Origin of the sequence: Neorhizobium sp. CSC1952 (assembly GCF_030378245.1) — a bacterium.
Lineage (GTDB): Bacteria > Pseudomonadota > Alphaproteobacteria > Rhizobiales > Rhizobiaceae > Neorhizobium > Neorhizobium oryzae_A.
The window spans coordinates 3166746-3178272 of record NZ_CP128416.1 but is presented as its reverse complement, the minus strand read 5'-3'; the positions used below and the strand labels follow the sequence as shown (position 1 = coordinate 3178272).

17 protein-coding genes are annotated in these 11527 nt (G+C 63.9%); 12 read left to right on the top strand and 5 right to left on the bottom strand.

What is annotated here, in order from left to right; translation table 11 throughout:
• Window positions 1-9: 9 nt before the first annotated feature.
• Window positions 10-663, bottom strand: a complete 654-nt coding sequence (locus tag QTA58_RS15415; RefSeq protein ID WP_289669526.1) for a thiamine phosphate synthase — start codon at window positions 661-663, stop codon at window positions 10-12.
• Between the two features lie 111 nt (window positions 664-774).
• On the opposite strand from QTA58_RS15415, the gene QTA58_RS15410 reads away from it, so the two are divergent.
• Both QTA58_RS15410 and QTA58_RS15405 read left to right on the top strand, forming a co-directional pair.
• On the top strand, window positions 775-1545 hold the full coding sequence (locus QTA58_RS15410; protein WP_289669525.1) for a sulfite exporter TauE/SafE family protein: 771 nt from the start codon (window positions 775-777) through the stop codon (window positions 1543-1545).
• Window positions 1546-1660: 115 nt separating this feature from the next.
• Window positions 1661-1921: a metalloregulator ArsR/SmtB family transcription factor gene (locus tag QTA58_RS15405; RefSeq protein WP_085420156.1), complete on the top strand. Its 261-nt coding sequence runs from the start codon at window positions 1661-1663 to the stop codon at window positions 1919-1921.
• A 144-nt stretch (window positions 1922-2065) separates the two neighbouring features.
• Here the strand turns inward: QTA58_RS15405 and QTA58_RS15400 are convergent, their stop codons facing one another.
• The gene (locus QTA58_RS15400) at window positions 2066-2242 is read right to left on the bottom strand and encodes a DUF465 domain-containing protein (RefSeq protein WP_085420157.1); all 177 of its coding nucleotides are present in this window, start codon (window positions 2240-2242) and stop codon (window positions 2066-2068) included.
• 231 nt (window positions 2243-2473) lie between these two features.
• On the opposite strand from QTA58_RS15400, the gene QTA58_RS15395 reads away from it, so the two are divergent.
• The 7 genes from QTA58_RS15395 (at window position 2474) to QTA58_RS15365 (ending at window position 7088) form a co-directional block, all read left to right on the top strand.
• On the top strand, window positions 2474-2677 hold the full coding sequence (locus QTA58_RS15395) for a DUF465 domain-containing protein (protein ID WP_085420158.1): 204 nt from the start codon (window positions 2474-2476) through the stop codon (window positions 2675-2677).
• Window positions 2678-2688: 11 nt separating this feature from the next.
• On the top strand, window positions 2689-3186 hold the full coding sequence (purE, locus tag QTA58_RS15390; protein ID WP_085420159.1) for a 5-(carboxyamino)imidazole ribonucleotide mutase: 498 nt from the start codon (window positions 2689-2691) through the stop codon (window positions 3184-3186).
• Window positions 3183-4262 (top strand): 5-(carboxyamino)imidazole ribonucleotide synthase, encoded by a 1080-nt coding sequence (locus QTA58_RS15385; RefSeq protein ID WP_289669524.1) that lies wholly within the window; start codon window positions 3183-3185, stop codon window positions 4260-4262. Before purE ends, QTA58_RS15385 begins: the two co-directional genes overlap by 4 nt.
• 126 nt (window positions 4263-4388) lie before the next feature.
• Window positions 4389-4514, top strand: coding sequence for a type B 50S ribosomal protein L36 (gene ykgO / locus QTA58_RS15380; protein WP_006726873.1), 126 nt, complete (start codon window positions 4389-4391; stop codon window positions 4512-4514).
• Between the two features lie 96 nt (window positions 4515-4610).
• A complete protein-coding gene (locus tag QTA58_RS15375) occupies window positions 4611-5234 on the top strand; it encodes a hypothetical protein (RefSeq protein ID WP_085420161.1) in 624 nt (207 codons plus the stop codon).
• A gap of 19 nt (window positions 5235-5253) precedes the next feature.
• Window positions 5254-6294, top strand: a complete 1041-nt coding sequence (locus QTA58_RS15370; RefSeq protein WP_289669520.1) for an alpha/beta hydrolase — start codon at window positions 5254-5256, stop codon at window positions 6292-6294.
• A 77-nt stretch (window positions 6295-6371) separates the two neighbouring features.
• Entirely contained in the window at window positions 6372-7088 is a 717-nt protein-coding gene (locus tag QTA58_RS15365; protein ID WP_289669519.1) for a hypothetical protein, read from the top strand.
• A 65-nt stretch (window positions 7089-7153) separates the two neighbouring features.
• Here the strand turns inward: QTA58_RS15365 and QTA58_RS15360 are convergent, their stop codons facing one another.
• The 3 genes from QTA58_RS15360 to QTA58_RS15350 all read right to left on the bottom strand — a co-directional run bounded on the left by QTA58_RS15360 (window position 7154) and on the right by QTA58_RS15350 (window position 9711).
• On the bottom strand, window positions 7154-7714 hold the full coding sequence (locus tag QTA58_RS15360) for a GNAT family N-acetyltransferase (protein ID WP_289669518.1): 561 nt from the start codon (window positions 7712-7714) through the stop codon (window positions 7154-7156).
• A 141-nt stretch (window positions 7715-7855) separates the two neighbouring features.
• Window positions 7856-9295 carry a pyruvate kinase gene (gene pyk / locus QTA58_RS15355; protein ID WP_085420165.1) on the bottom strand — a complete coding sequence of 480 codons (1440 nt, stop codon included), beginning with the start codon at window positions 9293-9295 and terminating at the stop codon, window positions 7856-7858.
• Entirely contained in the window at window positions 9295-9711 is a 417-nt protein-coding gene (locus tag QTA58_RS15350) for a DUF1036 domain-containing protein (protein ID WP_085420771.1), read from the bottom strand. The genes pyk and QTA58_RS15350 overlap by 1 nt, the downstream gene beginning before the upstream one ends.
• A 279-nt stretch (window positions 9712-9990) precedes the next feature.
• On the opposite strand from QTA58_RS15350, the gene QTA58_RS15345 reads away from it, so the two are divergent.
• The 3 genes from QTA58_RS15345 (at window position 9991) to QTA58_RS15335 (ending at window position 11474) form a co-directional block, all read left to right on the top strand.
• Complete coding sequence (locus QTA58_RS15345; RefSeq protein WP_289669517.1) at window positions 9991-10782, top strand: N-formylglutamate amidohydrolase; 792 nt, start codon at window positions 9991-9993, stop codon at window positions 10780-10782.
• A 23-nt stretch (window positions 10783-10805) separates the two neighbouring features.
• Entirely contained in the window at window positions 10806-11114 is a 309-nt protein-coding gene (locus QTA58_RS15340; RefSeq protein WP_085420167.1) for a DUF1244 domain-containing protein, read from the top strand.
• 87 nt (window positions 11115-11201) lie between these two features.
• Complete coding sequence (locus QTA58_RS15335) at window positions 11202-11474, top strand: DUF2312 domain-containing protein (protein ID WP_085420168.1); 273 nt, start codon at window positions 11202-11204, stop codon at window positions 11472-11474.
• Window positions 11475-11527: the final 53 nt, after the last annotated feature.

The window sequence follows — 11527 nt, the reverse complement described above, 5'->3', positions numbered from 1 at the left end:
GGGGAGCCATCAAGCCTCAAACCGTGGCGCTTTTTCGTCCAGGATCGCGTTGACCTCCGCGACAACGGCGGCCGCACCTTTCGGGTTCGAAAAGACCGCCGCCCGGAGCGCCGCGAATTCCGCGCCGGTCTCGGCAACGGCGAGCGCCGAGACCGGATCGCTGCCGCCCATGACGATGCAGGGGATTTCCACCATGGAAGCCCACCATTCGCCAAGCGCGAGGTTCTTCGGATGCGCCTCCGGCTTGATGTCGCCGTCGAGCTTGCCGAAGAAGATATAGTCGGGCCTGAGTTCGCCGATCTCCAGCGCCTGGTGCCTGTCCGCCGCACCGCCGGCGCCGACGATCAGCTTCGGCACGAATTTCCCGATCGCCTCTTCCAGCTCCGTCAGCGTGCCCGCGAGATGCAGCCCGTCGGCCTTCACCCGGCCCGCGACGCGGCTGTCGCCGGCGATCAGGGCCGCGGCACCCGCCGCCTGGACGATCGGCACCAGCGTTTCGGCCCGCTTCTGGAACGCCTGGTCGTCGAGACCGTATTGGGGAAGAACGACCGACGCCACGTCGCCGCCCGAAAGCGCCTCTTCGAGCTGCCTTGCAATCTCTGCGGCATCATCGCCCTCCGGCACGATCAGTACGAGGCGGCAACGGTCTTCCAGTCCGGTCATAATCTTGTCCTGTCAGGCGGATGTTCATGAAATCCGCACTCGTCTTCTGTCCGCAAATTCGATAGACCGGACCGACCGAAGGATCAACCGCCCCGCCTCATCGAACTCTTCATGCCCGATACGCTCAGCCTCGCCTTTTTCGCAGCCGCCATTCCGGCCGTCCTCCTCGTCGGCCTTTCGAAGGGCGGCATCGGCGGCGCGATCGGGCTTCTCGGCGTGCCGCTCATGTCCATGGCGGTCGATCCCGTCAAGGCGGCCGCGATCTTCCTGCCGATCCTGATCGTCATGGATATCGTCGCGCTCTGGTCCTGGCGCAACCACAACGACTGCAAGACGCTTCTGATGATCCTGCCGGGCGGCATCATCGGCATTGCGCTCGGCTGGGCGACGTCGGCTTACGTTTCCGACGATGCGCTCCGCCTCGTCATCGCCACCGCGACCATTCTCTTCACGGTCCGTTATTTCTGGCAGGTCTACGGCCCCCGTTCGGATAGATTCGCGGCGCCCCTGCCCCACCGTCCCGTGGCCGCCACCTTCTGGGGCGCGCTTTCGGGATATGCGAGCTTCGTCGCCCATGCGGGCGGCCCGCCCTTCCAGATCTACGTCCTGCCGATGCGGCTCGACCCGAAATCCTATACGGGCGCCAGCATCCGCTTCTTCGCGATCGTCAATGCCGTGAAGGTCATCCCCTATTTCTTTCTCGGCGCGCTGGACCGCGAGAACCTGACGATCTCCATGACGCTCCTGCCGGTGGCGCTGGCCGCCACCATGCTGGGCGCCGCGATCGTCAAGCATCTGAAATCGGAAGTGTTCTATCCCATGACCTATGGGCTGGCCTTCCTCGCCGGCCTGAAGCTGCTCTGGGACGGCCTGCCCTTCTGACCGGATCCGGCACTCGCGCGATCGCTAAAAAAGCAACGTAAAAATAAGGCGGGGGACTTTGCTGCAACGCACAATAAATCTTGCCGTTACCATGCGTTTACCGTAAGTTCGGTGCATGACGACCGTTGACCCCTTCGCAGCCATCGCTGATCCGAACCGGCGCTATCTGCTGGAAGAATTGCGGCGCGCGCCGAAAACCGTCAACGAGCTCGCCCAGGGCCTGCCGATCAGCCGGCCCGCGGTGTCGCAGCATCTGAAAGCGCTGCTCGACAGCAATCTCGTGACGGTGACGGCAGAAGGCACGCGGCGCATCTATTCCGTCAATGCCAAAGGCTTCGACAGGCTCAACCTGTGGCTGGATCAGTTCTGGTCGTGACGTTGAGGTTTGCAAGTCACATGTGGGATCAACGGACCACGACCAGAACCTAATTTTCAATGTTTCTGGATTGTTTTGCCGCTTCCTGAAATGCCCCTTACTGATCGTTACCGAGGCGTGCGGCGCATTCTCCTGTTTTGGGAATTAGTGACGCGTAGAGGCTTTTAGCCGTTGCATCTCATCTTTGATGCGCAACTTGCGGCGCTTGAGTTCGGCGATTTCACGGTCGTCGGCGGAGGGGGACGCGAGAATTGCCTGGAGCTCCTCCTCCAGAGCGCCGTGCTTCCTTTCAAGCGATGCGATATGAGCCTGGACGGTCATGTGGCATGTTCCTTCCTTGGTCACCTGCCCCGGCTTTTACCCTTGGCCGAGGCTTCAGGTTTGCGACGGAAGTGTGACACGATCGGCCGCGTTTGTCGAAGGAGAAATCATGGTTAGAACGGGGCAAATTCGTGACTTTGTCTAACTAGCCGTTAACGCGGTTTGGTGGTAGAGGCTTGCGGACATTGCCGGCCGCCGCTGATATGGCCGGGCGCGAGAATGGGGACTAAGATGGCTGATCAGGAACAGGCGGATATCCGGCTGGCGCTCGCAAAGCTCCGTCAGGAGCACGAAGATTACGACGCCGCCATCAACGCCATGATCCAGGTCGGCTGCGATGCGCTGAGGGTTCAGCGCATGAAGAAGAAGAAGCTGGCGATCAAGGACAAGATGAGCCAGCTCGAGGATCAGATCATCCCCGACATCATTGCATGAGGGTTACCGATATGGCCGAAAGACCCGCCGTCGCGATCATCATGGGCAGCCAGTCCGACTGGGAGACCATGAAGAATGCCGCCGATACGCTGGATGCGCTCGAGATCGACTACGAGGCGCGCATCATTTCGGCGCACCGCACGCCGGAGCGGATGATGGAATTCGCCAGGGGCGCCCGCGCCGAAGGCTTCCAGGTCATCATCGCCGGCGCCGGCGGTGCCGCGCACCTTCCCGGCATGACCGCCGCCGTGACCCCGCTGCCGGTCTTCGGCGTGCCGGTGCAGTCGAAGGCGCTGTCCGGCCAGGACAGCCTGCTGTCGATCGTCCAGATGCCGGCCGGCATCCCGGTCGGCACGCTTGCGATCGGCAAGGCCGGCGCCATCAACGCAGCGCTGCTCGCCGCGGCCGTGCTGGCGCTCAACGACGACGAGATCGCCGACCGGCTGGACGAATGGCGCGCCCGCCAGACCGCCGCCGTCGCCGATTACCCGATGGACGAGGCCCCATGACGGTCCGCACGATCGGCATCATCGGCGGCGGGCAGCTCGGCCGCATGCTGGCCATTGCCGCAGCCCGGCTGAACTTCCGTACGATCATCCTGGAGCCGCAGGCGGACTGTCCGGCCGCCCAGGTCGCGAACGGACAGATCGTCGCGGCCTATGACGATCCGGCGGCGCTCGCCGAACTCGCCGGCCGCGCGGACGTGGTGACCTACGAGTTCGAGAACGTGCCGGTCTCGGCCGCCGAGGCGCTGCAGCGCTCCGTTCCGGTCCATCCGCCGGCGAAAGCCCTCGACGTCGCGCAGGACCGCCTGACAGAAAAGCGCTTCCTCAACGGCTGCGGCATCGAGACCGCCAGATTCCATGCCGTCGACAGCCAGGCCGACCTCGAAAAGGCGCTCGTCGATTTCGGCGGCAAAGGCGTGCTGAAGACCCGCCGGATGGGTTACGACGGCAAGGGGCAGCGCGTCTTCCGCTCGCCCGGCGAGAGCCCGGCCGGCGCTTACGACGCGCTCGGCGGCGTGCCGCTGATTCTCGAAAGCTTCGTCCCCTTCGAGCGCGAGGTCTCCATCATCGCCGCAAGATCCGCGGACGGCACGGTCCTCTGCTACGATCCGGCCGAGAACGTCCACCGGAACGGCATCCTGCACACCTCCACCCTTCCCGCCCGCATTTCCGATGCGACGGCTAAGACGGCGCGCGAATCGGCCGGGAAACTGCTCGCAGCGCTCGGCTATGTCGGCGTCATCGGCATGGAGTTCTTCGTGATGGCCGACGGCAAGCTGATCGCCAACGAGATCGCTCCGCGGGTCCACAATTCCGGCCACTGGACGGAGGCCGCCTGCGTCGTCTCGCAGTTCGAGCAGCATATCCGCGCCGTCGCAGGCCTGGTCCTCGGCAGCTCTTACCGCCATTCCGACTGCGTGATGACCAACCTCATCGGCGACGACATTCTGCAGGTTCCGGCGTGGCTCGCGAAGAAGGACGTGCTCGTCCATCTCTACGGCAAGACGGAATCCCGCCCCGGCCGGAAAATGGGCCATGTGACGGAATTGAAAGGCCCGAAAACATCGTCACAAGGTTGACATGCAGATTGGCTCGGGTTATCTGCACGGCCAACTTGAGAGCGCGCCCCTCCAAGAAACAGGCGGCGCGCTTTTGATTGATAGGACAAGCGGCTCTCAGAGCCCACAGACTGCTGGACCAGAACAATGAAGATCAAGAACTCGCTCAAGGCGCTGAAGGCCCGTCACCGCGATAACCGCCTGGTTCGCCGCAAGGGCCGCATCTACATCATCAACAAGCAGAATCCGCGCTTCAAGGCTCGTCAGGGCTGATACGGCTGCGGCCCCGACATCCGCGGGGCCGATCAAATTGTCGATAGCGCGATAAATCGGGTTTGAACTTCGGCGCAGGCGGATTACCTTATCCGCATGCGCTATTTTCGTTTCAGCCCCCTCGTTGTCGCCGCGACGCTCGCCGCTTCCTCCGCTCTCGCCCAGACGGCTGCGCCTTCGCCGCCGGCCGCAGCCCCGCCCGCAGGAATCCAGGCCGCCCCGGCATCCGCTCCGAAACCGGCCAATCCGCTCGACCCGCTGTTCGAGGCGCTGAAGCGCGAACGCGATGCGGACAAGGCGCGCGGCATCGCGACCCAGATCATGACCGACATGAACCAGTCGGGAAGCGCCACGGTCGATCTTCTCATGCAGTGGGCGGCGACCGCGATCAAGGAGAAGCGCAATGCCGCAGCGCTCGACTTCCTCGATCAGGTGACGCTCCTCGATCCCGCCTATCCGGAGGGCTGGAACCGCCGCGCGACGCTGCACTACACCATGGGCAACAGCCGCAAATCCATGGCCGACATCGCCGAGGTGCTGAAGCGCGAACCGCGCCATTTCGGAGCGATCGCCGGCATGGCGGGCATCCTGATGGAGAACGGCAGGGACGAACTGGCGCTGAAGGCCTGGGAAGATTACCTCGCCGTCTATCCGGCCGACCGCGATGCCCAGGAAGCCGTGACGAAACTCTCCGAAAAGATCGCCGGCAACCGGACCTGACCAGGGTCGGCAATCGTTCATGGTGATCCTGCCACTCGCCATCATCGGCATCGTCGCCCTGGCTTTCGGCTTCACCGCCTGGAAGGCCAAGGCGATCGAGACGGAATTCCCCAACACCGGCGAACTGATCGATGTCGGCGGCTTTCGTTTGAACTCGCTGCATGTGCCGAAGCCGCCCGGCGCCGACCTGCCGGCGATCGTCTTCATCCACGGCGCCAGCGGCAATCTCCGGGACCAGGAGACAGCCTTCCGCAGAGCGCTCGACGGCCGCGCGGAAATGCTCTTCGTGGATCGGCCGGGCCATGGCTATTCCGAACGCGGCGGCTTAAAGAACGGCTTTCCCGACGGCCAGGCGGACGCCATTGCGCGGCTCATGGAAAAGCGCGGCATCGGGAAGGCCGTCATCGCCGGCCATTCGTTCGGCGGCGCGATCGCCGCAAGCTTCGCGCTTTTTCACCCGGAAAAGACCGCCGGGCTCCTGCTTCTGTCACCCGCCACGCATCCCTGGCCGGGCGGCGTCGACTGGTATTACGATATCGCCGCGAAACCCGGGATCGGCTGGCTTTTCACCCGTCTCTTCAGCCTGCCGGCCGGCCTCATGCTGATGGAGAAGGCCACCAGGGCCGTATTCCATCCGAATCCGCGCCCGGAAAAGTATCTGCAGGAAGGCGCGCCCGCCCTCGTGCTGCGCCCCGAAAACTTCCGCAGCAACGCCGTCGACTGCGTCAACCTCAACGCTTACCTTCACCGCACGGCGCTGCGCTATCGGGAGATCGGCGCACCGACGGTGATCGTCACCGGCGACAGCGACGCGATCGTTTCCACGGAAATCCACTCGCATGGTTTCGCTAATGCCGTCGCCGGCTCGGAACTCGTCGTCATCCGTCATCTCGGCCACAAGCCGGATTACATGGCGACCGACGTGGTGATCGCGGCGATCGAGAAGCTCGCCGGTCTTCCGCGCGATCTTGAGGCCGCCGCGCATATGGCGGAGGCCCGCCTCATGCCGCAGGCGGAGGACGCGCCGCCGGAACTGGACCTGTCGATCGAGAAGACCTGACCTTCCCCGCGAGGTTCCAGCCTGAGGCAAGCCCGTCGCCCCACCCTCTTCGCAGGATGGAATCGGAGCGGGATGCGATGGAGATCGGCGGTATCGGCAGGAACTATCCGGCGCGTCCGGCCAGGGCGGACAGTGCATCCGCATCGACGGATGCGGCCTCTGCCGCCGACGCGCAGAAGACCCCCGTAGAGGAACAATACGACCGCCTGACCCATGGCCTGACGACCCTCAAGAAAGCGACGGACGAGGCCGACGAAGAGGCGAAGGCGCGTGCCAGGAAGAAACTGGAGGAGGCCAAGGAGCAGCTCAAGTTCCTGCAGCGCTGGAATTTCGATCCGGAAACCGTCGCCCGCCAGGCGGCCCTGCTGGGCGTCGTCGTAGCCGGTGCCGCCCGCGAGTTCACCGAGGCCCTGACCGAAGACGGCGCGACCTTCCCCTCCTCCACGAAGAATCGACAGGCATTGACCGACGAGACACAGCAAGCCGGAGCCGAAGACATGTCGAACGAGGAGAAGCCCTATTCGCAGGCAGAACGGGCCTATATGGACGTCATGGACGACGGCGGCTCTGCGGACGAGAAGCCCACGCTGTCTCCCGGCGATATCAGGACGGCAGCGGAATTCAGTGCGGTGGCCCGACAGATCAAGGCGCTTCTGGAGGAAGCCGCGCGCAAGCTGCGGGACGACAGGAATGCCGGCGCCGCTACGAATGCCCAGGGTCTCGACGCTGCCGTCAGCGCGCTCGCAGGCACCGTCTCCAGCATGCCGGCCGTCAGCGTCAGCATCACCGTCTGACCCGCATGCGCCGCAGCCTCAGCGCTGAGAGCGCCGAGCGTCCAATTGGACGCACCAAGGACGCTCTAAAGCATTGAATCTGCTGCGTCGTGCTTTCCGAAAACCGATTCCGGCTTTCGGGCCGATGCAGTAGGATGCCTGTAAACGAGGTCCGCCGGATCTTCGCGAGGCGCCGAGATATCCGGTTCCGCGCCGAGACGCTCCGCCAGCCGGCGGGAACGGATGTTGTCGGGATGGATATAGCTGACGAGCGTCTTAAGGCCGCGCACATCGAAGGCCCAGTCCCGCAGCGCCTTCGCGGCTTCGTAGGCATAGCCCTTCCCCTCGGCCTCCGGGTAGACGAGCCAACCGAGCTCATGCTCGGGAAACAGCGGTCCAGCATTGATGCCGACCTGACCGAGACACAGGCCGGTCTCGCGATGCTCCATCATCAAGGCGCCGTGTCCCATCAGCGCCCATTGGGCGATATCGTGGCAGAACATTCCCCAGGCAGCATGCAGCGAATGCGGCCCTCCCATATAGAGGGCGCGGTCGGAGAGCATCAGCTCCGCATAACGGGGCCAGTCTTCCATCCGTTGCGGACGAAGCAGCAGCCGTTCGGTCTCGATCGTCGGTATTTCGGACATCCGGCTTCGACACCCTGTCTGTTTTCGGCGCAGGCAAATCGGCCGCGGAAATTCAGAATCCTGCGGCCGGTTTTCATGACCGACGGGAACTCCGCATCCGGTGGAGAAACCGCCCGGATGCACTACCGTTCCCTAAACCCCTCAGACGCCCGTCTGCCCGTCCGAGCCGATATAGGCGATGCGCAGCATGTTGGTAGCGCCGGGCGTGCCGAGCGGAACGCCGGCCGAGATGATGATGCGGTCGCCGGGCTTGCCGAAACCTTCCGACACGACGATGCGGCAGGCGCGGTTCACCATATCGTCCAGGTCCGTCGCGTCATGGGTGACGACGCAATGCATGCCCCAGCAGACGGAAAGCCGGCGGGCGGTCTGGATGATCGGCGAAAGCGCGATGATCGGCACTTGCGGACGTTCGCGGGAGGCGCGCAGGCCCGTCGTGCCGGACGACGTATAGGTGACGATGGCCGAAAGCCTGAGCGTTTCGGCGATCTGGCGGGCTGCGAGCGAGATCGCGTCGGCGCCGGTCGCTTCCGGCGTGGCGCGCTGCGCGTAGATGATGGTCGGATAAAGCGGATCCTGCTCGACCTCGCGGGCGATCGACGCCATCATCGAGACGGCCTCGACCGGATATTGGCCGGATGCGGATTCGGCCGACAGCATGATCGCGTCGGCGCCTTCGAAGACGGCGATCGACACGTCGGACACTTCCGCGCGGGTCGGTACCGGCGAGGAGATCATCGATTCCAGCATCTGGGTCGCGACGACGACCGGCTTGCCGGCACGGCGACAGGCGCGGGTGAGTTGCTTCTGGATGCCGGGGACGGATTCGATCGGCATCTCGACGCCGAGGTCGCCGCGCGCCACCATCAGCGCGTCGGAGAGCTCGATGATCTCGTCGATCCGTTCCAGCGCCTGCGGCTTCTCGATCTTCGACATCAGGCCGACGCGGCCGCGGGCGATCTTGCGCACCTCGGCAAGGTCGTCGGGGCGCTGCACGAAGGAAAGCGCGATCCAGTCCACTTCCTCGGTCGCCAGCGCCGCATCGAGATCGACACGGTCCTTGTCGGTCAGGGCGCCGACGGGAAGCAGCGTGTCGGGCAGGCTGACGCCCTTGCGGTCGGATATGCTGGTGCCGGCGATCACGGTGCAGACGATGGTCTTGCCGTCGGCCTTCTCCGCCTTCAGCGCCAGCTTGCCGTCGTCGATCAGCAGGCGGTCGCCGGGCTTCACGGCCTGAAGGATTTCCGGATGCGGCAGGAAGACGCGGGTCTCGTCGCCCGGCTCGTCGCGGTTGTCGAGCGTGAAGGTCTGCCCCACCTTGAGCGTCACCTTGCCGGCCGCGAACTTGCCGACGCGCAGCTTCGGACCCTGCAGGTCGCAGAGGATGCCGATCGGCCGGCCGGAGCGGGCTTCGACGGAGCGGATGCGGGAGATCAGCATGCGCATCACGTCGTGGCTGGCATGGCTCATGTTGATGCGGAAAAGGTCGGCCCCCGCCTCATGCAGCTTCTGGATCATCTCCTCTTCGGACGACGCCGGTCCGAGGGTGGCGAGGATCTTAACTTTGCGGTAACGCCTCATCAATTCTGGCCTTCTTGTGTGCCAGGCGTATCCGAAAGCTGGACCATCCAGCTCCCCTGACGGCCCGTGTCGTATTCCTTGAAGCCCATGCGCTGAAAGCCACGGGCGAAACAATCGTTGACGCCGACGATCTTGAACTCGTTTTCGGCGACGCACATGTTGATGTTGCCGGTCCAGCGGCCGCCGCGGGCCGCATCCTCGGCATAGAGATAGTAATAGCGCGACTGCAGCTCGCCCTCGATCAGCGTCGCGCAGGTGGAGGCGGGCACCTGCCACCAGCCCTCCGTGGTCCAGCCTTCCGCCGCGCGGTAGCCGATCGCCACGCCGACGAGGTTCTGGGTGCCGTTGCAGACGCGGAAATCCGCATGCGCCGAGCCCGCCGCGAAAAGCGGTACGCCTGTAGCCACGATGGCGATGAGCGCCGGAGCGGAAACGAGAGAGCGAAGATAGGCTGTGGGGGATTTTTTCGACACGGTTTCCGTCAGGACTCCATGGTTATTCGTGAAGCACTTTCTTCGCGCGGCAGAGTCGGAAAGTCAACGAAAGTCTAATCGATTAGTCCTCTTCCCACCGGCAACCTTCGACCGTCGGCAGCCGACGCGGCTTGCGCCGGACGCCTCCCCATGCGATCAACGACCTACCCCCGGAGGACACGAGGGGTACTCCGCAAGAAACCATCCGATTTTCCGACAGCGATGCAGGACTTCATACCTTTCGAAATCATAGAAGGCGATTATGACAGCGGCATGGTGCTCCTGGCAGACCATGCGATGAACCGCCTGCCCGCCGCCTATGGCAGCCTCGGCCTGCCGGAAAGCGCCTTCCGCCGCCATATCGCCTTCGATATCGGCGTCGAAGGCCTGACCCGCAGCCTTGCCGCCATGCTGAACGTTCCGGCCGTGCTCGGCTGTTTCTCACGCCTCTTGATCGACCCGAACCGCGGCGAGGACGATCCGACGCTGATCATGAAGATCTCCGACGGCGCGATCGTTCCCGGCAATCATCCGATCACCGAGGAGGAATGGGATTTCCGCCTCGACGCCTATCACCGGCCCTACCACCGCGCGGTCGAGCGCACCATCGCCAAGGCCGGCGCCTCCGGCCGCGCGCCGCTCGTGCTTTCGCTGCATTCCTTCACGCCCTTCTGGAAGGGCGTGCCGCGCCCCTGGCATGCGGCCGTGCTCTGGGACAGCGACCATCGCGCCGTTCTTCCGTTCCTCGAACTCCTGAAAGCACCGGGCGACATCACCGTCGGCGACAACGAGCCCTATGACGGCGCGCTGAAGGGCGACACCATGTATCGCCATTGCATGATGTCCGGCACGCCGCATGCGCTTCTCGAAGTGCGTCAGGACCTGATCGGCGACGAAGCCGGCATCGCCGCCTGGGCGGAAAGGCTGGCGCCGATCTTCAAGACGCTCAACGCCGACCCCACATTGCACGAATACAGGATTTTTCCCTCGCGCACCGGCCCCTACCCAGGCTGACGCGCATATCAGGAGGTGTTCCGATGACCGAACTCACCAGGGAACAGCAGACGGAATTCGAGGCCGCCGCCTTCCGCCGGCTCGTCCAGCATCTGCGCGAGCGCGCCGACGTGCAGAATATCGACCTGATGAACCTCGCCGGCTTCTGCCGCAACTGCCTTTCCAACTGGTATCGCGAGGCGGCCGAGGAGGCGGGCATCGACCTTTCCAAGGATCAGTCCCGCGAGATCGTCTACGGCATGCCCTATGAAGACTGGAAGAATCTGCATCAGGCGGAAGCCAGTGATGCGCAAAAAGCCGCATTCGACGTGAACAAACCCGCCCATGGTTGATCAACGGCCCGATTAGGCTTGACCTCGGTCTTCCTTTTCGGCAGTTGACGACCACTCATTGAAATTTTCTACGATCAGGAGGCCCCGATGTCTGATGCTCATGGCGTCGCCCGCGACCAACTCCGCGCATTTGTCGAGCGCATCGAAAGACTGGAAGAAGAAAAGAAGACGATCGCCGACGACATCAAGGACGTCTACGGCGAAGCCAAATCCATGGGCTTCGACACCAAGATCCTCAAAAAGGTCATTGCGCTGCGCAAGAAGGACGATCAGGAGCGTATGGAAGAGGACCTCATCCTCGATACCTACCTGCAGGCGCTCGGCATGATCGAAGGTCCGTCGGAGCAGGACGCCGCCTGATTTCGCAAGGCAGCCCGGCCATGAAAAAACCCGCCAATGGCGGGTTTTATTTT

What these genes read in the sequence shown, in the direction of transcription:
- purE (WP_085420159.1), top strand. Translation starts at nt 2,689, where the DNA reads ATGGCCGAAAGACCCGCCGTCGCGATCATCATGGGCAGCCAGTCCGAC.
- pyk (WP_085420165.1), bottom strand. Translation starts at nt 9,295, where the DNA reads ATGAGGCGTTACCGCAAAGTTAAGATCCTCGCCACCCTCGGACCGGCG.
- QTA58_RS15340 (WP_085420167.1), top strand. Translation starts at nt 10,806, where the DNA reads ATGACCGAACTCACCAGGGAACAGCAGACGGAATTCGAGGCCGCCGCC.
- ykgO (WP_006726873.1), top strand. Translation starts at nt 4,389, where the DNA reads ATGAAGATCAAGAACTCGCTCAAGGCGCTGAAGGCCCGTCACCGCGAT.
- QTA58_RS15375 (WP_085420161.1), top strand. Translation starts at nt 4,611, where the DNA reads ATGCGCTATTTTCGTTTCAGCCCCCTCGTTGTCGCCGCGACGCTCGCC.
- QTA58_RS15395 (WP_085420158.1), top strand. Translation starts at nt 2,474, where the DNA reads ATGGCTGATCAGGAACAGGCGGATATCCGGCTGGCGCTCGCAAAGCTC.
- QTA58_RS15335 (WP_085420168.1), top strand. Translation starts at nt 11,202, where the DNA reads ATGTCTGATGCTCATGGCGTCGCCCGCGACCAACTCCGCGCATTTGTC.
- QTA58_RS15410 (WP_289669525.1), top strand. Translation starts at nt 775, where the DNA reads ATGCCCGATACGCTCAGCCTCGCCTTTTTCGCAGCCGCCATTCCGGCC.
- QTA58_RS15360 (WP_289669518.1), bottom strand. Translation starts at nt 7,714, where the DNA reads ATGTCCGAAATACCGACGATCGAGACCGAACGGCTGCTGCTTCGTCCG.
- QTA58_RS15370 (WP_289669520.1), top strand. Translation starts at nt 5,254, where the DNA reads ATGGTGATCCTGCCACTCGCCATCATCGGCATCGTCGCCCTGGCTTTC.
- QTA58_RS15345 (WP_289669517.1), top strand. Translation starts at nt 9,991, where the DNA reads ATGCAGGACTTCATACCTTTCGAAATCATAGAAGGCGATTATGACAGC.
- QTA58_RS15365 (WP_289669519.1), top strand. Translation starts at nt 6,372, where the DNA reads ATGGAGATCGGCGGTATCGGCAGGAACTATCCGGCGCGTCCGGCCAGG.
- QTA58_RS15405 (WP_085420156.1), top strand. Translation starts at nt 1,661, where the DNA reads ATGACGACCGTTGACCCCTTCGCAGCCATCGCTGATCCGAACCGGCGC.
- QTA58_RS15400 (WP_085420157.1), bottom strand. Translation starts at nt 2,242, where the DNA reads ATGACCGTCCAGGCTCATATCGCATCGCTTGAAAGGAAGCACGGCGCT.
- QTA58_RS15415 (WP_289669526.1), bottom strand. Translation starts at nt 663, where the DNA reads ATGACCGGACTGGAAGACCGTTGCCGCCTCGTACTGATCGTGCCGGAG.
- QTA58_RS15385 (WP_289669524.1), top strand. Translation starts at nt 3,183, where the DNA reads ATGACGGTCCGCACGATCGGCATCATCGGCGGCGGGCAGCTCGGCCGC.